Source organism: Oceanibium sediminis, from assembly GCF_003265325.1.
GTDB classification, from domain to species: domain Bacteria; phylum Pseudomonadota; class Alphaproteobacteria; order Rhodobacterales; family Rhodobacteraceae; genus Halovulum; species Halovulum sediminis.
On the sequence record NZ_QGNX01000004.1, the window covers coordinates 381,763 to 397,955 of the forward strand.

The 16,193-nt window shown below is 65.5% G+C and carries 15 protein-coding genes; 4 read left to right on the forward strand and 11 right to left on the reverse strand.

Annotated features, from left to right (window positions below):
• Positions 1 to 14 precede the first annotated feature (14 nt).
• Entirely contained in the window at positions 15 to 674 is a 660-nt protein-coding gene (locus DJ029_RS12960) for an SGNH/GDSL hydrolase family protein (RefSeq protein ID WP_112322888.1), read from the forward strand.
• A gap of 92 nt (positions 675 to 766) precedes the next feature.
• Here DJ029_RS12960 and DJ029_RS12965 read toward each other — a convergent pair whose 3' ends face one another.
• From DJ029_RS12965 to DJ029_RS12985, 5 genes are all read right to left on the reverse strand, one after another.
• Positions 767 to 1,489, reverse strand: coding sequence for an HAD-IA family hydrolase (locus DJ029_RS12965; RefSeq protein ID WP_112322889.1), 723 nt, complete (start codon positions 1,487 to 1,489; stop codon positions 767 to 769).
• The gene (locus DJ029_RS12970; RefSeq protein ID WP_112322890.1) at positions 1,486 to 2,226 is read right to left on the reverse strand and encodes a glycerophosphodiester phosphodiesterase family protein; all 741 of its coding nucleotides are present in this window, start codon (positions 2,224 to 2,226) and stop codon (positions 1,486 to 1,488) included. Before DJ029_RS12970 ends, DJ029_RS12965 begins: the two co-directional genes overlap by 4 nt.
• Positions 2,227 to 2,253: 27 nt before the next feature.
• Complete coding sequence (locus tag DJ029_RS12975) at positions 2,254 to 3,177, reverse strand: ABC transporter permease subunit (RefSeq protein ID WP_112322891.1); 924 nt, start codon at positions 3,175 to 3,177, stop codon at positions 2,254 to 2,256.
• 1 nt (position 3,178) lies between these two features.
• Positions 3,179 to 4,033: an ABC transporter permease subunit gene (locus DJ029_RS12980; RefSeq protein ID WP_232823069.1), complete on the reverse strand. Its 855-nt coding sequence runs from the start codon at positions 4,031 to 4,033 to the stop codon at positions 3,179 to 3,181.
• Between the two features lie 118 nt (positions 4,034 to 4,151).
• The gene (locus DJ029_RS12985; RefSeq protein WP_112322893.1) at positions 4,152 to 5,495 is read right to left on the reverse strand and encodes an extracellular solute-binding protein; all 1,344 of its coding nucleotides are present in this window, start codon (positions 5,493 to 5,495) and stop codon (positions 4,152 to 4,154) included.
• Positions 5,496 to 5,650: 155 nt separating this feature from the next.
• Here DJ029_RS12985 and DJ029_RS12990 point away from each other — a divergent pair, with 155 nt between their 5' ends.
• On the forward strand, positions 5,651 to 6,685 hold the full coding sequence (locus DJ029_RS12990; protein WP_112322894.1) for an ABC transporter ATP-binding protein: 1,035 nt from the start codon (positions 5,651 to 5,653) through the stop codon (positions 6,683 to 6,685).
• Positions 6,686 to 6,722: 37 nt separating this feature from the next.
• Positions 6,723 to 7,715 carry a sugar-binding transcriptional regulator gene (locus DJ029_RS12995; RefSeq protein ID WP_112322895.1) on the forward strand — a complete coding sequence of 331 codons (993 nt, stop codon included), beginning with the start codon at positions 6,723 to 6,725 and terminating at the stop codon, positions 7,713 to 7,715.
• A gap of 34 nt (positions 7,716 to 7,749) precedes the next feature.
• Here the strand turns inward: DJ029_RS12995 and DJ029_RS13000 are convergent, their stop codons facing one another.
• The 5 genes from DJ029_RS13000 to DJ029_RS13020 form a co-directional block, all read right to left on the reverse strand.
• On the reverse strand, positions 7,750 to 8,472 hold the full coding sequence (locus DJ029_RS13000) for a sulfite exporter TauE/SafE family protein (protein WP_112322896.1): 723 nt from the start codon (positions 8,470 to 8,472) through the stop codon (positions 7,750 to 7,752).
• A gap of 88 nt (positions 8,473 to 8,560) precedes the next feature.
• Positions 8,561 to 9,346, reverse strand: a complete 786-nt coding sequence (locus DJ029_RS13005) for an IclR family transcriptional regulator (RefSeq protein ID WP_112322897.1) — start codon at positions 9,344 to 9,346, stop codon at positions 8,561 to 8,563.
• 13 nt (positions 9,347 to 9,359) lie between these two features.
• The gene (locus tag DJ029_RS13010) at positions 9,360 to 10,718 is read right to left on the reverse strand and encodes a TRAP transporter large permease (RefSeq protein ID WP_112322898.1); all 1,359 of its coding nucleotides are present in this window, start codon (positions 10,716 to 10,718) and stop codon (positions 9,360 to 9,362) included.
• A 1-nt stretch (position 10,719) separates the two neighbouring features.
• Complete coding sequence (locus DJ029_RS13015; protein WP_112322899.1) at positions 10,720 to 11,388, reverse strand: TRAP transporter small permease; 669 nt, start codon at positions 11,386 to 11,388, stop codon at positions 10,720 to 10,722.
• A 104-nt stretch (positions 11,389 to 11,492) separates the two neighbouring features.
• Positions 11,493 to 12,728: a TRAP transporter substrate-binding protein gene (locus tag DJ029_RS13020; RefSeq protein ID WP_112322900.1), complete on the reverse strand. Its 1,236-nt coding sequence runs from the start codon at positions 12,726 to 12,728 to the stop codon at positions 11,493 to 11,495.
• A 117-nt stretch (positions 12,729 to 12,845) separates the two neighbouring features.
• Between DJ029_RS13020 and DJ029_RS13025 the strand changes: the two genes are divergently transcribed.
• Positions 12,846 to 14,477, forward strand: coding sequence for a GMC family oxidoreductase (locus tag DJ029_RS13025; protein WP_112322901.1), 1,632 nt, complete (start codon positions 12,846 to 12,848; stop codon positions 14,475 to 14,477).
• 83 nt (positions 14,478 to 14,560) lie between these two features.
• On the opposite strand, the gene DJ029_RS13030 is transcribed toward DJ029_RS13025, so the two are convergent.
• Entirely contained in the window at positions 14,561 to 16,189 is a 1,629-nt protein-coding gene (locus tag DJ029_RS13030) for an FGGY-family carbohydrate kinase (protein ID WP_112322902.1), read from the reverse strand.
• Between the last annotated feature and the right edge of the window lie 4 nt (positions 16,190 to 16,193).

Here is a 16,193-nt window from a genome sequence, read left to right on the forward strand (position 1 = left end):
GAAAGGAAAGATCCATGAACGACCGCAAGAATGTCCTGTGTTTCGGGGACTCGCTGACCTGGGGCTGGGTCCCCGTGGCCGAAGGTGCGCCCACCACCCGCTTCGCGCCGGACGTACGCTGGACCGGCGTCATGGCGGCGGAGCTGGGCGATGGCTACCACGTGATCGAGGAAGGCTTGAGCGCGCGCACCACCAACCTGGACGATCCGGGCGATCCGCGCCTGAACGGGGCGGCGCATCTGCCCACGATCCTGGCCAGCCACATGCCGCTGGACCTCGTGGTCATCATGCTGGGCACGAACGACACGAAGTCCTACTTCAAGCGCACCCCTTACGAGATCGCCAACGGCATGGCCGCGCTTGCGGGCATCGTCGGCACCTCGGCCTATGGCGTGGGCACGCCGTACCCCGCGCCGCAACTGATGATCGTCGCGCCGCCGCCGCTGGGCAAGCTGGGGCATCCCCACTTCGAAGGCATGTTCGAGGGCGGTCCGGAGAAGACCCGCGAACTGGCCGGGCGGTACGAGGCGCTGGCGGATTTCGTGAAATGCCACTTCCTCGATGCGGGCAAGCATATCTCCACCGACGGGGTGGACGGAATCCACTTCACGGCGCAGAACAACCGCGACCTCGGCCTTGCGATGAGCGCCAAGGTCCGCGACATCCTGGGCTGATCTTCGCCACGCGCATCCCGCGCGGGACAAAAGCAAATGCCCGGCCGCCAGCCAGCGCCCGGGCATATTCCTTTCAGATCGGGCGAGACCCGTCAGCCTGCCTTGACCTGCCCTTCCGCGACATGGGCCGCGGCAAGTTCCAGCGCCGCGTGAAGCTCGGCCGCGCCGGTCGCACAGGCCACCGCGCCCGCTTCGCGCAGCACCTGCAAGCGGGCGGGGCGCGGGTCCTCGGGATCGATGAAGCCGACCGGGATCATGCCGGCTTCCCGCGCGGCGATGATCCCGTGCACGTTGTCGTCGATCATGACACAGGCGCGCGGGTCCGCGCCAAACTGCTCGGCGCAATGGAACAACAGGTCCGGCGCCGGCTTGGGCCGGGCGACGCTTTCCGCGCTGTAAACCGCCCCCTCGAAGGCCTTCCACAATTCGAACAGCCCCAGGCTGCGGCGAAGCCGGACCATACCGCTGTTGGAGGCGACGCACTTCGGCCGACCGATGGCGCTTACCGCATCCTCGATCCCGTCCATCGTGCGCAGCGAGCGCGCGAATTCCTCAAGCAGGTCCGCCGCCCAGTCGGTAAAGACGCGATCCGCATCCTTGAGGCCGAGGTTCTTCTCGCAGATCAGCTTGATGTCCCCAACGGAGTTTCCGATGAACCGAAGGAAGACCTGCTGCGGGCTCATCTCGATCCCGGCCTTGCCAAGTGCGGCGGAAAGCGTGCGGCTGGCGATCTTTTCACTGTCGATCAGGACGCCGTCGCAATCGAAGATGACAAGGTCGATGCTGTCCAGCGTCGTGTCGATATTCTCAGTCATTGGGTTTCCTGCCGTATGGCCACGGCCCGGTCCGGGCGGTCGGTTGTCAGTTGGCGCAAGGGCTGCGCCTGCCAGTAGCGCAGTTCGTCCCCCGTGTTGGGCACCCAGACCCCCAGCCGCTCGGGCGGGAGCATGGCGCGGATCGTGTCCGAGGCGTCGCGCATCAGCGTCTTTTCAATCGCGATCACCTCGGCAAGACCGGAAAGGCGGGTCAGCGCCGCCTCGAGCCCGCCCAGCTTTTCAGCATGGTCATGGTTCAACGACGCCAGCCTCGGGATTTCGGGCGCGACCTGCGCGAGGCGGTGAAGGATCCGCTCGCCGAAACTGGTGACCATGCACTGCCCGGCAAGGCCATGGCGGCGAAGCTCTTCGACCGTGCGCTCCTCCAGCCCCTCGTAGGGGGTTCCGGCGGCGTCGGCCTTCAGCTCGACATGCAGCTCAAGCGTCGTGTCGGCATAGACCTCCAACACCTCGGCCAGGGTCGGGATATAAAGGTCCGAGCTGTTCTTCAGCCGGATGCCGCGGTTTTCCCCGGGGGCGAGGTCCGCCACCGGGCCGCTGCGGTCCGTCGTGCGCTCAAGAAGCGCATCGTGAATGACCAGCAATTCGCCCGCCCGAGTCAGATGGACGTCGAACTCCACCCCCTCGACCCCGAGCGCCTTGAGCTGCTCGAACCCATGGAGGCTGTTCTCAGGCCAAAGGTCACGGCCACCACGGTGGCCTATGATCATCGTCATTTGGTTATTCCTTGAAAGTAAACGTTGCTATTTGCCCGCGTCGACCAGGCCGCGCGTGAACCAGCGTTGCATCACGATGATCACGACCGCGGGCGGCAGCATCACGAAGAAGGCGGCGCTCATCGCCACGTTCCATGCGGGTTCCGTATCGGCATGGGGCACCAGCGCCTTCAGGCCCAGCACGGCTGTCTGCATTTCCTTGTCCGTCGTGAACAGAAGCGGCCAGAGGTACTGGTTCCACCCGTAGAGAAACAGGATGATCGACAGCGCCGCGATATTGGCGCGCGACAGCGGCAGCACTACGTCCCAGAAGAACTTCAGCGGCCCGGCCCCGTCAAGCTGCGCGGCTTCGCACAGCTCGTCCGGGATCGTCAGGAAGAACTGGCGGAACAGGAAGGTCGCCGTGGCCGAGGCGATCAGCGGCAGGATCAGCCCCGGGTAGGTGTTGACCATGTTCCACTGAAGCGCCGTCTCGATCCGGTAGCCCCCGGTGATCCATTCGATCAGGGTGCCAAGGCCCGTCACCTCCACCAGTTGGCGCAGGGGTCCGGCGGCGTCGGCCACCGCCTCGTAGGTGGGGATGATCCGAACTTCCACCGGCAGCATGAGCGAGATGAAGATCAGCCAGAAGGCCGTCATGCGGAACGGGAAGCGGAAGTATGTCACCGCGTAGGCCGCGATCAGGGAAATCGACAGCTTGCCGATCACGATCCCCAGCGTGACGATGACCGAGTTCAGGAACAGCCGCCCGAAGTCCCCCTGGTTCCAGGCGGTTGTCGCGTTCTCGATGAAATTGCCCTTGGGCAACATCGGAAACGGGGTTTGCTGCACCTCCTGCAGGGTCAGCGACCCGGCCACGAAGGCGAAGTACAGCGGGACGCAGACCATCGCCGCGCCGAGGATAAGGACGACATGGCAAAAGAGCCTGAGCCTTGGATTGTTCTCTACCATGTCACACCTGATAATTGACCTTCCTGCCAATTCCGCGGAACTGGAGGATCGTGAACAGGATGGCGATACCCATGAGGATCACCGACTGCGCCGCCGAGGAGCCGAGGTCGAGCATCACGAACCCGTCCTGGTACACCTTGTAGACAAGCGAGTTCGTCGAACCGCCCGGCCCGCCGCGGGTTACGGCATCGATGATGCCGAACGTCTCGAACAGCCCGTGGACGAAGTTCATCACCACGAGGAACAGCAGCGTCGGCGCGATCAGCGGCATGGAGATCGTGAAGAAGCGCCGCACCGGCCCTGCCCCGTCAAGCGTCGCGGCTTCCAGAAGCGAGCGCGGCACCGCGAGGAGCGAGGCGACAAGGAAGATGTAGTTGTAGCAGATGTACTTCCAGACCGAGGCGACGATCAGCAGGATCTGCGCATCCATCGGGCGGCGGTTCGGGTCCCACGGCAGGCCCGCGGCGTGAATCCACTGCGCGATCGGGCCGACAGCCGGATTGAACAGGAACGCCCAGAGCACGCCCGAGATGACCGGCGCGATGGCGTAGGGAAGCAGGATGATGCTTTTGTAAACCGTGCGGCAGCGCACGATGTAATCCGTCGCGAAGGCAAGCAGCAGCGAGATGGAGATCAGCGCCACGTTCTGAACCACCGTGAACCACAGCGTAAACCAGGCGCTGGCGCGGTACTCGGGGCTCGACAGCAGCGAGGTGAAATTCTCGAGCCCGACGAAGATCTGGCGGCCACCGAAGGGGTCGACCTGCACGAAGGACAGGGACAGCGCCTTCCACGACGGAATGAAGAAGAAGAACAGCAGGATCAGCAGCTGGGGCGCGATCAGTCCCGCGGCCACCCAGGGCCGCCGGAAGTGCGATGATTTAAGGCCGCTTGCGGAAGCCGCCGGGAGGCGCAGCTTCCGCAAGACGGAGGAGCCGGGACGGAGTTTTCCGTCCCGGTCCATGGCGTTGACATCAGTCGGCATGCAGGCGCTCGTACTGACGCAGAACCTCGTTACCGCGTGCGGCCGCCGCATCCAGGGCTTCCTGCGCGTCCTTCTCGCCGGTCCAGACTTTCTGGACTTCCTCGACAAGCATCTGCATCGCCTGGTTGTGGTTGCCGAAACGGAAGCCGCGCGAATTGTCGGTCGGCTCGCCGCGGTTCAACTGCAGGATCGCGACTTCGCGGGTCGGGTGCGCGTCGAAGTAGCCCTCTTCCGTCAGCGCGTCATAGGCGGCGTTGGTGACCGGCACATAGCCCGTCGCCTTGCTCCACCAGACCTGCGTCGGAACCGAGGCGACGAAGTCGAGGAAGGCGGCCGCGGCGGCGTATTCCTCGTCCGACTTGCCCTCGAGCACCCAGAGCGCACCGCCGCCGATGGTGCTGTTCTTCAGCTCGACACCCTCTTCCGCGGGCAGGAAGGTGGCCGACCAGTCGAACTCGGCACCGTTTTCCACCGCCGAATGCGCCGCGGTCGAGGCGACCCAGGTCGCGCATTCGCCGGAAACGAACAGCTGGCTCGGGGACAGCCCCTGCCCCGCCTGGACGAGCACGTCGTCATCCATCCACTTCGACATCCGCTCAAGATGACCGGTGAGGAGCTCGCTTTCGTTGAACACGAACTCGGTCCCGAGGCCGCCGAACCCGTTGGCAAGCGTGCCCCACTGCTGATCGTGGGTCGCCGCGTAGTTTTCCATCAGCCCCCAGAAGAAGTCGCTGTTGAGGACCATGCCGCAGTCGGTGACGCCCTGCTCCTTCATCGCGTAAAGCTGGGTCTCCAGTTCCTGCCAGGTCTCGGCGGGGGCATCGAAGCCGGCCTCGCGGAACTGGTCCGCGTTGTACCAGAACACCGGGGTCGAGGTGTTGAAGGGCAGCGCCGCGGGCTTGCCGTCAACCAGGTAGAAACCGGCCACCGGCGCGACGAAGTTGTCCCAGTCGGTATCGTAGCCCTCTTCCGCCATCAGGGCGGGAACGGGTTTCACGGCCCCCGACTTCAGCATCGTGAGGAACCCACGCTCGGCGGCCTGCACGATGGCGGGCTGTTCGCCCACACGATAGGCGGACACCATGGCGGCCATGGTTTCCTCGTAGTTGCCCTTGAGGACCGAAACCACTTCGTACTTGTCCTGGGACGCGTTGAAGTCGCTGACCATCTTGTTCGCGATCTCTTCAAGACGCCCGCCCATGGCATTCCACCATTCGATCTGGACACGCTCCTGCGCGCTTGCAGGCAGCGCCATGACCGCCGCGAGCATGCCGAGCCCGATCGTCCTGGAGCCTGCCGACAGCCAATGCCGGTTCTTGCTGTTCTGGAACATTTTCTCATCCCTCCTGTGGTCGCGGCCGCACGTGCCGGGGTGGCACAAGGATTTCGCGTCCGGCCGCAGTAGGGAATGGATAGCAGCGAATATTACACTTGTCAAATATCAATTACATATGTAATCAAAACGTCACAAACAGAGAGGCTGACAAGATGGCATCCATCGACCTGGTGAACCTGAAGAAATCCTATGGCCCCGTGGAGGCAGTGCGCGGAATCGATCTGAACGTGGCGGACGGCGAACTGGTCGTCCTGCTCGGCCCGTCGGGGTGCGGCAAGTCCACCCTGCTCAGAATGGTGGCGGGGCTGGAAACCGTGACCGGGGGCGAGTTGCTGATCGGCGGCAATGACGTGAGCGACGTGCCAGCCGCCAAGCGCGACATCGCCATGGTGTTCCAGAACTACGCGCTCTACCCGCACATGACCGTGCGCGACAACCTGAGCTACGGGCTGCGGAACCGGGGCGTGCCGAAGGCCGAAATCGCGCGCCAGATCGAGATCGCCTCGGAAACCCTGGGGATCGAGACCTTCCTCGAGCGCCGCCCCTCGGAACTGTCCGGCGGCCAGCGCCAGCGCGTTGCCATGGGTCGCGCGATCGTGCGGGATCCTTCGGTCTTCCTGTTCGACGAGCCCTTGTCCAACCTCGACGCCAAGCTGCGCGTGCAGGTCCGGGTGGAGATCCGCAAGCTGCAACGCCGCCTCGGCACCACCAGCCTGTATGTCACCCACGACCAGCACGAGGCGATGACCATCGCGGACCGGATCGTCGTGATGAACGGCGGGCGGATCGAACAGGTCGGCACTCCGATGGACATCTACCTTGAGCCGGCCACCCTGTTCGTCGCGGGCTTCATCGGTTCGCCCCCGATGAACCGGATCGAGTTGAACGGGCATCAGCCCGCGCTTCAGAACCTGCCGGACCTGCCACGGAATGCGGACGTGATCGGCTTCCGCCCCGCCGCGATGAAGCTTGACGGCGGCGCGGGCATGACCGTCACCGGAACCGTCGAACTGGTGGAGCCGGTGGGCGGCGAAAGCCATGTCCATATCTCCGTCCCCGGTGTATCCGAGCCCCTGATCGGATCGGTTCCCGGCCTGACCGACCTGAAGGAAGGCGCGGATGTAAAATGGACGATCGACACCGGCGAGTTACATCTTTTCAACGCGGCAAGCGGTAAGCGGCTATAAGGCCGGTCAATTACAGGACGAGACGGGGAACGGGCGAATGGGCGCGGACGATTCAAATAACGAGCAGGATTCAGAGGAACAGCTTCTGGTCCGCGTGGCCTGGCACTATTTCATGGAGGGCCTCACCCAGAGCGAGATCGCCTCGGCCCTCGGCACAAACCGGCCGCGCGTCAATCGCCTGATCGGCGAGGCCCGCCGCTCCGGGCTGGTGACGATCACGCTGAATTCCCACCTGACCGCTTGCGTGGAACTCGAAGGCATCCTGTGCCGCCGCTTCGGCCTCGACCGCGCGATCATCGTGCCGACCCCTACCAAGAAAGAGGCGCTGGCCGAAATCCTCGGCGGGGCGGGCGCGGAGCTGCTCACGCAGCTGCTCAACCTGCGCACCCCCCAGCGGATCGGCGTGGGCTGGGGGCAGACCGTGCGCGAGATGGTCCGCAAGATGCCGCCCTTTCGCCACCCGGGGCTCAGCGTTTCCTCCGTCATGGGCGGCCTGACCCGCGGGATCGAGATAAACACGTTCGACATCGCCTCGGACCTTGCCCGCAGGATCGGCGCCGAATGCTCCTACTTCGCCGCCCCGATCTATGCCAGCAGCGCCGAGTCCCGCGATGCGATCATGAACCAGAACGTGTTCCAGGAAGCCTCGGCCAATGCCGCGGCAAGCGATGTCGTCTTCCTGTCCGTCGGGGACATGACGGACCGCTCGCTCATGGTGCGCAACGGGGTTCCGCGTGATCTGCCCATTTCCGAGCTGATCGAGCAAGGCGCCTGCGGCGACATCATGGGCCAGTTCATCGACCGGCAGGGCAAGCCGGTGGATCACCCGTTGAATGCCCGCACCCTTGCGCTGCCGCTGGCGGACCTGAAGGGCGTGAAGAACGTGGTCCTGATGTCAGGCGGTCTGAACAAGGCCGAGGTCATCGCGGCGGCCCTGGTCGGGAAACACGCGAACACCCTGATCTGCGACGAGGAGACGGCGCGCAAGGCGCTTGAACTCGCGGACGAGGTGACGGCACAGGCAGGCTGAGCCGGCCCAACGCCGCGCACCTTTCGCGGGACACTCAGATCGGCAGCACGGACCCCAGCGTCAGGTATGCGCCGGTCAGGATCAGCAGTCCGTAGAGCAGCTTCATGAACTGGGCGGCGTCGATCCTGGCGAACAGGCGCTGCCCGATGACGACGCCCGCAACCGTCGCGGGCAGCAGGTAGAGCGCGGCCCTCAGAACCTCCCACGAGGAGGAGCCGAAGCCGATCTGCAGGGCCAGGCTGAGCGAATAGGTGATGAGGAAGCACACCAGCGTCGTGCTGCGCAGAACGCTCTGGCGGATCGAGGTTCCCGCGAAATAGACCATCAGCGGCGGACCCGGCATCCCCAGCCCGCTGGTCAGCGCGCCCGAGAAGCCGCCCGTCAGCACATCCTTGCGCGCGCTGCGCGCGAAGCGGAACTTTCGCAGGATGAAGAACGTCAGCACAAGCAGCAGCAGGCCGATCGCCACGCGCAGCTGGTCTGGGTCGGCAAACAGGTAGACCAGGATGCCCACAGGGGCCCCGAGCAGACTGCCGAGGATCAGCCGCCCCAGCAGCGCGCGATCCAAGTCCGCCACCAGCTTGGGCATCAGCAGCACGGAGATGACGATGGACAGCGCGATATTGATCTGGATCGCGTCCGAAGGGGCGAACACCAGCAGCAGGAAGGGCGTCGCCAGCAGGGAAAACCCGAACCCCGTGCAGGCGTGGATACTGGCCGCCAGCAGGACGATGACATTTGCCGCAATCAATTCCATTCGTACCGTCACCTAGCCCAGGGGCCGCCCCGGCGCGGCGTTCGAACGCGCCCCGCCCCGGGATCGGGATCGGGCGAAGGCGGGTCGTCTATTCCTCGTCGCTGGCGTTGACCAGGTCGGCCAGCTCGCGCCCCGCATCGCGCAGCGCCTGCAGGCAGCCGAGCGCCTTTTTGACGTCGAAGCGCTGCGTCGGCGCGTGAAAGGACAGGGTCGCCATCAGCCGCCCATTGGTGTGCAGCACCGGCACGGCGAGCGCGATCATGTCCTCCATGAACTCTTCGCGGTCCAGGGCGTAGCCGCGCGCGCGCACCTCGCGGATCTCCTCCAGCAGCGCGTCGGGGTCGGTGATGGTGTTCGGCGTCCGCCGCTCCAGCTCTGTGGCGGCGACGTATTTCTGCAGGTGGTTGCGCGCCAGCGAGCTGAGGTACATCTTGCCGCTGGCGGTGCAATAGAACGGCACCTGCGTTCCGATGGGCAGCTGGATGCGCAGCGGCCACTCGGTCTCCACCCGGTCGAGATAGGTCATCGCGTCCCTGTCGGGATAGGCGATGTTGCAGGTTTCGCCGATCTCGCGGCTCAGGCGTTTCAGGATCGCCTGCCGCGCAGTGCGGATGCGCAGCGACGACATGATGCCCCCCGCCAGCTGGCGCAGCCGCGGCCCGGGCGAATAGGTCCGCCCGTTGAGGTCGCGCTGAACGAACCCCTCCTCCTCAAGCGTGTTGAAAAGGCGGTGGATGGTCGGCTTCGGCAGGCCGATGGTGGCGTTCACCTCCGTCGGCGTCAGGGGAACCCCCGCCAGGGCGATCTGTTCGATCACGGCCAGCAGACGCAGATTTGTCGGGATCGCGCCCATCTTCGCGCCATCAGCAGCCATGCGTGTCTCTTTCTCATCGTTGCGGCAAAAGCATCGTCGACAGCGCCGGAACCAGCGCAACGATGATCCAGACCGCTATCAGCGCGGCAAGATAGAGCAGTGTGTAGCGCAGCAACCTGAAATAGGGAACACCAGTCACCCCCGACGCCACGTAGAGGTTCAGCCCGTAGGGCGGCGTGATGAACCCGATGGACGCGCCGACAAGGAAGACGACGGCGAACTGCACCGGCTCCACCCCCACGGAATGCGCGATAGGCGCAAGGATGGGGGCCAGGATGATGGTGACCGGCAGGCTTTCCAGCACCATGCCGCAGACGAAGACGATCGCCATCGCGGTGAACAGCACCGCGTAGTAGCCGCCCATGGAGATGACGAAATTGCCGATCACCTCCTGCGCGCCCAGGACCGAGAGGATCTGCTGCATCACCACCGACACGGCGATCAGCGGCGCAAGGATGCCGGTGATCTGGGCCGAGCGCATGGTGATCGAAGGCAGCTCCAGCGGGCCGAACCCCTGCACCACCAGCATCTGGCCGATGGACTTTTCCGAGATGTCGCTGTCCTTGCGCCCACCCATAAGGCGGTAGAGCGGCAGGCACACGAAGCCCACGATCACGCAGAAGCCCACGGTGACGCCCGCCGCCTCGGTGGGCGAGAATTTCCCGGTGTAGATCCCCCAGAGTACAAGGCCGATCGCGAAAAAGCCCAGCCACGCGCCGACGGCCGTCTTGATCACGCGCAGGGGGCTGAGCGGGATCAGGAAGCCCCAGCCGTTCTTCCAGCAGATCAGGAAACAGGCGAACATCATGCCGATGACCATCATCGTACCGGGAATGATGCCGGCCACGAACAGGTCCGAAATGGGCAGGTTCAGAAGGAAGCCGTAGACGATGAAGATGATCGACGGCGGGATGATGATCCCGACCGTGCCCCCCGCCGCCGCCGTGGCCGCCGAGAAGCGCTCGTCATAGCCGCCCTTCACCATCTCCGGGTGCAGCATGGAGCCGATGGTCGCCGTCGTCGCCGAGTTCGAGCCGGAGATCGCCGCGAACAGCCCGCACGCCCCGAGCGAGGCCATGGCCAGCCCGCCCCGGATCCAGCCTAAGCAGGCATAGGCAAAATCGCTCAGTCGCCGCGCGATGCCCGAGCGGTTGATCAGGTCCCCCGTCAGGATGAACAGCGGCATCGCCAGCAGCGCGAAGCCGTCGGTAAACACGTCGGCCAGCGCCGCGCCGATATTGTCCAGCGGCATGCCCAGCACGAAGGACACCCCGAGCACCCAGTAGCCGATCACAAGGAAGACCGGCACGCCGAGCATGAACAGCAGCGTCACCCCGACGGAGATCAGCGTGATGAGAGTTCCGTCCGCCATGTCATTCGCCCCCTATCACGGCCTGCCCGATCAACTCGTCGCCAGACCTGTAATTCGCGATGTCGATCAGAAGGTTTTCCAGCACCCGCGCCACCAGCGCGGTGAAGGCGAGCGGCACCGACACCAGGAACCACCACTGCATGACGTTGTCGGTTCCCAGCATGATCTGGAAGTTCGAGGCGGAGTTGGCGACCACCCGAGTCGAAGTGACGACGACGACCCAGGAAAAGGCGATCCACAGCACCGCGTCCAGCATCAGGCAGGCCATCTGCCCCGGGCGCGGCATGAGGGTCCGGAACTCGGCGAAGGCCAGGTGCGTGCGCAGCTTGACGTTATAGCTGCAGCCGAACCAGGTCATGATCAGGAACAGGAACGGCGGCAGGGTTGTGGACCAGGGCGCCTGCTGGGACAGCACGAAGCGGCGGAAGACCTCGACGAAGATGATGCCGCCGATGGTCAGGTAGGACACCACCATGACCGAGGATTCGAAATTGCGCTCGAACCAGGGGCTCACGCGGTAGGCGAGCAGGATCAGGATGGCCGCACCCGTCATCGCGATCAGGCCCAGCGGCCAGACCGCGGGCTGGCGCATCGCCTCGCTCAGCATCCATGAATCGCCCGCGGATATGGCGCTCAGGATCTCTCCTGTGCCGTTGAACCAGCCGGTCATGCCCCATTCCTCCCTTTGGGTCGCCCTATGTCAGCGCGGTCTTTCCTGCCGCGTCCGGAACGTCCGGGCCGCCACGCGGGCCGCCCGGACGAAAGTCTGGCCGATCAGGCCGCGCGCCACCAGCGGCGCGGCTCGACGTTTTCGGGCAGCGTTTCCTTGGGGATCTGGCGCGCCACGTCGTAGATCTCCTGGTAGGTATCGACGCCGCCGGCCCAGTTGTTGAGCCGCTCGCGCCACTGCGTCCAGGGTTCGGGATTGAACTCGGGCGAGCACATCTCCTCTGCCATGCGGACCTCGCTTTCGGGCAGGAAGGCGCAGCGCACGTTGTTCTCGGCGAAGATGGTGCCGGGAAGCTGCGGGTCGCTGAAGCCCACGGTCTTGACCAGCGCGGCCTCGTTCGCGGCCTGCACGTGGACCTGCGCAAGATAGGCGGATTCCATGATCGCATCCTGAAGATGCGGCTCCATCGCGTCGAAGACGCTGGCGTTCATGCCGGTGTGCTCGGTCCCGCAGAAGAAGCCCAGGTCCACCGACTGGCTGACCACCGGGGCCATGTTGGCGTAGGCCACGGCGGAGGCCCAGGTCTCTGCCCCGTCGATCAGGCCCTGCTTCAGACCGTCCAGCGTTTCTTCCCAGGCGACGGGGACGGGGTTCAGGTTCAACTGCTGCATCGCGATCCGGCCGAGCTGCGTGCCGGTGACGCGGTTCTTGGTGCCGAACAGCTCCTCCAGCTTGGTGACGGTCGGCTTGTCCGCGAAGGACTGGCCCAGCTGGATGCCGCGCAACTCGCAATGGCTGAACAGGAACTTCAGGCCGTGACGCTTTTCCAGCGGCTCGCGCAGCAGCTTCATGGATTCCGGGCTGTAGAGGAAGTGGTACTGCGACGCACGGGTGGGGAACATGTAGGCGTAGTCCAGCACGTTCAGGTACGGCGCGCCCCCGGCGGAGTTCTGGGTGGAGGCGGCATACATGTCCACCACGCCGAGCTGTGTCTTCTCCACGCAGTTCAGCTGGCCGCAGATCTGGTTGTCGCCGATGAACTCGACACGGATCTCGCCCTCCGTCCGCTCTTCCAGGTCACGGGCGAATTCCAGCACCCCGGCGCGCTCGATCAGCAGGTTGCGCGCGTTGAAGCCCGACGCACCCAGCTTGAGGGTGTGCTTGGGCTCATTGGCGAAGCGCTTCTGATAGGTGCTTTCCGCCGCCTGGGCGAGCGAGGGCAGCGTGACCGCCCCGGTCAGCGCGCTGGCCCCAAACACCACCGAGGACAGCCCATACTGGCCCGACAGCTTGAACAGATCGCGGCGCGAAATGCCGCTTATGGTTTTCGATACTTTCATGATCTCCTCCCAAACGCATTATTTTGATACTTGCAGTCTCAATTCTGGGAGATTTATAGTTCTGCTGGCAAGAAAAATCTTTCCACGACGGAAGGACGGGAAGGAGATCGCGGAAAAATGTCAGACCTGTCAGCAGATTTCGTGATCGTCGGCGGCGGCTCTGCCGGCTGCGTCCTGGCGAATCGCCTGTCCGAGGACCCCTCGATCCAGGTGATCCTGATGGAGGCGGGGGGCCGCGACTGGAACCCGTGGATCCACATCCCGGTCGGCTACTTCAAGACGATGCACAACCCGTCCGTGGACTGGTGCTACCGCACGGAGCCGGACCCGGGGCTGAACGGGCGGCAGCTCGACTGGCCGCGCGGCAAAGTGCTGGGCGGCTCTTCCTCGCTCAACGGGCTCTTGTACGTGCGCGGGCAGCCGCAGGACTATGACCGCTGGGCCCAGATGGGCAATTCCGGCTGGGGCTGGGACGAGGTCCTGCCGCTGTTCAAACGCTCGGAACGCCAGGAACGCGGCGCTGATGAGTTCCACGGGGAGGACGGGCCCCTCTCGGTCTCGAACATGCGCCTGCAGCGCCCGATCTGCGATGCCTGGGTCGCCGCGGCGCAGGCTGCGGGCTATCCGTTCAACCCCGACTACAACGGCGCTTCGCAGGAGGGGGTGGGCTATTTCCAGCTGACGGCGCGCAACGGGCGGCGCTGCTCAAGCGCCGTGGCCTTCCTGAACCCTGCGCGCGGGCGGGCGAACCTGAGGATCCTGACCCACGCCGCCGCGCAGCGCGTCACCTTCGAGGGGCGGCGCGCGACCGGTGTCGCTTATCGCGACCGCTCCGGCGTGGAACACATCGTGCACGCGCGGGGCGAGGTCATCCTGTCCTCTGGCGCGATCGGCTCGCCCCAGCTTCTGATGGTGTCGGGCATCGGCGAAGGCGCGCAACTGGCTGAACACGGCATCGACGTGCGGCATGACCTGCCGGGCGTGGGCAAGAACCTGCAGGATCATTTGCAGGCGCGGCTGGTCTTCAAGTGCAACGAACCCACGCTCAACGACGAGGTGCGCAACCCCCTCAACAAGGCGCGTATCGCGTTGAAATACGCGCTGTTCCGCGCCGGGCCGATGGCGATGGCCGCAAGCCTCGCCACCGGGTTCCTGCGCACCGGCGCGCATACCGATACGCCCGACATCCAGTTCCACGTCCAGCCCTGGTCCGCCGACAGCCCGGGTGAGGGCGTGCACCCCTTCTCGGCCTTCACCATGTCGGTCTGCCAACTGCGCCCCGAAAGCCGGGGTGAGATCCGGCTGGCCTCCGCCGATCCGGGCATTTACCCGAAGATCCACCCGCGCTACCTGTCCACCCCCACCGATTGCCGGACCATCGTCGAAGGCATCCGCATCGCCCGCCGCATCGCCCGCTGCGCACCGCTGAAGCACAAGATTTCGGAGGAATTCCGCCCCGACGCCACGCTGGACATGGACGACGAGGCCGGAACGCTGGATTGGGCGCGCGACAACTCAACGACGATCTATCACCCGACCGGCACCTGCAAGATGGGCCTCGGCGGCGACGCGGTGGTGGATTCCCGCCTGCGCGTGCACGGGCTGAGCGGGCTGCGCGTTGCGGATTGTTCGATCATGCCCGAGATCGTCTCGGGCAACACCAACGCCCCGGCGATCATGATCGGGGAAAAGGCCTCCGACATGATCCTGCAAGACCGCAAACAGGGTGCGCCGCAGACCAGCGCCTGATGCTGGCGCGGGGAACCGCCTCGGGGGATCGCCCCCATGGCGGGCCACCGGCAAACGGCGGTGGCCCCGCCGAAAACGGGCGATCAGCGCCGCGCGGCCTGCCGGGCGACGGCCTGCAACTGCTCGAATATTGCGAAACGGGCGTCATGCTGCGCGCGCACGGCGCCTTCAGCAGGCGTGTAGCGCGACGCGAAGCTAGACATCTTTTCCATGGCCAGGTGGATATCCGGGTGGAGCCCCCCCGCGACACTGCCGAGGATCGACGCCCCCAGAAGGACCGGTTCCTCGGCGGCTGGCGCCGCGATCTCCAGCCCGGTGGTGTCCGCCAGGAGCTGGCGGATCATGTCGCTGCGCCCCGCACCGCCACTGATGACGATCCGCTGGACATGGGCCCCGGCCTTGGCCTGAGCCTCGACGATCTGGCGCAAGCCGTAGCCGATCCCGCACAGCCCCGCGACGTAGAGCGCAACGAGGCTGTTAAGGTCGCGCTCCATGCCTAGCCCCGCGATCACCGCGCGGGTGTGCGGATCGGCGTGTGGCGCGCGGTTGCCAAGGAACTCCGGCACCACGTGTACATCCCCTGCAAGGGCGGCGGGGTTCGGATTGTCCCCTAATAGCGCCTCGGCCTGCCGGGCCAGCCATGCGGGCAAGGACAGGTCGTGGCGCGCGGCCTCGGTGCGTGCCGCCTCGGCATGGGGATGAAATTCGAGCAGGTGATCGATGGCCGCCCCCGCGGCGGACTGCCCACCCTCGTTCAGCCAGAGCCCCGGCACCATCGCGGAATAGTACGGCCCCCAGACGCCCGGAACGAACACCGGTTCCTTCGTGGATGTCATGGTGCACGACGACGTGCCGAACACGTAGGCCATGTTGGCCTCAGCCCCGCCGCCACCCTGCGCCCCGACGGAGCCGATACCGCCCGCATGCGCGTCGATCAGCCCAGCCGCAACCGGGGTGCCGGGAAGCAGGCCGAAATCCTCGGCGGCCTGTTGGGACAGGCCACTGCCCAGGGCCGCGCCGGCGGGCACCACGGTCGTGCCGATCCTGCTGAACCCTTCGTCCGCCAGGTCGCCCAGACCCACGGTCCGGAAATAATCCGGGTCCCAGCCACCCTCATGCCCCATGTAGGTCCATTTGCACGTGACCGTGCAGATGGAGCGGGCCAGGTCCCCGCTCGCGCGCCAGGTCAGGAAGTCGGTCAGGTCCATGAACTGCCAGGCCCGGGCGTAGACTTCCACGCGATGCTCCTTCAGCCAGAGCAGCTTGGGCGTCTCCATCTCGGGGGAAATCCGCCCCCCCACGTAGTCGAGCACACGGTGCCCGCTTTCATTGATCCGCTCTGCCTGCGCCAGCGCACGGTGGTCCATCCAGACCATGATGTTGCGCTCGGGGTGGTCCGGGTCGCCGACCGGCAGCGGTGCGCCGCCCTCGCCGAGCACCACCAGCGAGCAGGTCGCATCGAAGCCGATCCCGCGCAGCTGCTCTGGCCTGACGCCCGATGCCTTCAGCGCGCCGCGCACCGATTTGGCCACGGCTTGCCAGATGTCCTCGCTCGACTGTTCGACGATGGTGCCGCCCTCGCGGTGGATGAACGTGGCGCATTTGTCCGTGCCGACCATCTTCCCGTCGGTGGTGAAGACGCCCGCGCGCGCACTGCCCGTGCCGACATCGATCCCGAGGACATAGGCTTGTGCCGCATCTGATCCGGTCATCGTG

What these genes read in the sequence shown, in the direction of transcription:
- DJ029_RS12960 (WP_112322888.1), top strand. Translation starts at nt 15, where the DNA reads ATGAACGACCGCAAGAATGTCCTGTGTTTCGGGGACTCGCTGACCTGG.
- DJ029_RS12965 (WP_112322889.1), bottom strand. Translation starts at nt 1,489, where the DNA reads ATGACTGAGAATATCGACACGACGCTGGACAGCATCGACCTTGTCATC.
- DJ029_RS12970 (WP_112322890.1), bottom strand. Translation starts at nt 2,226, where the DNA reads ATGACGATGATCATAGGCCACCGTGGTGGCCGTGACCTTTGGCCTGAG.
- DJ029_RS12975 (WP_112322891.1), bottom strand. Translation starts at nt 3,177, where the DNA reads ATGGTAGAGAACAATCCAAGGCTCAGGCTCTTTTGCCATGTCGTCCTT.
- DJ029_RS12985 (WP_112322893.1), bottom strand. Translation starts at nt 5,495, where the DNA reads ATGTTCCAGAACAGCAAGAACCGGCATTGGCTGTCGGCAGGCTCCAGG.
- DJ029_RS12990 (WP_112322894.1), top strand. Translation starts at nt 5,651, where the DNA reads ATGGCATCCATCGACCTGGTGAACCTGAAGAAATCCTATGGCCCCGTG.
- DJ029_RS12995 (WP_112322895.1), top strand. Translation starts at nt 6,723, where the DNA reads ATGGGCGCGGACGATTCAAATAACGAGCAGGATTCAGAGGAACAGCTT.
- DJ029_RS13000 (WP_112322896.1), bottom strand. Translation starts at nt 8,472, where the DNA reads ATGGAATTGATTGCGGCAAATGTCATCGTCCTGCTGGCGGCCAGTATC.
- DJ029_RS13005 (WP_112322897.1), bottom strand. Translation starts at nt 9,346, where the DNA reads ATGGCTGCTGATGGCGCGAAGATGGGCGCGATCCCGACAAATCTGCGT.
- DJ029_RS13010 (WP_112322898.1), bottom strand. Translation starts at nt 10,718, where the DNA reads ATGGCGGACGGAACTCTCATCACGCTGATCTCCGTCGGGGTGACGCTG.
- DJ029_RS13015 (WP_112322899.1), bottom strand. Translation starts at nt 11,388, where the DNA reads ATGACCGGCTGGTTCAACGGCACAGGAGAGATCCTGAGCGCCATATCC.
- DJ029_RS13020 (WP_112322900.1), bottom strand. Translation starts at nt 12,728, where the DNA reads ATGAAAGTATCGAAAACCATAAGCGGCATTTCGCGCCGCGATCTGTTC.
- DJ029_RS13025 (WP_112322901.1), top strand. Translation starts at nt 12,846, where the DNA reads ATGTCAGACCTGTCAGCAGATTTCGTGATCGTCGGCGGCGGCTCTGCC.
- DJ029_RS13030 (WP_112322902.1), bottom strand. Translation starts at nt 16,189, where the DNA reads ATGACCGGATCAGATGCGGCACAAGCCTATGTCCTCGGGATCGATGTC.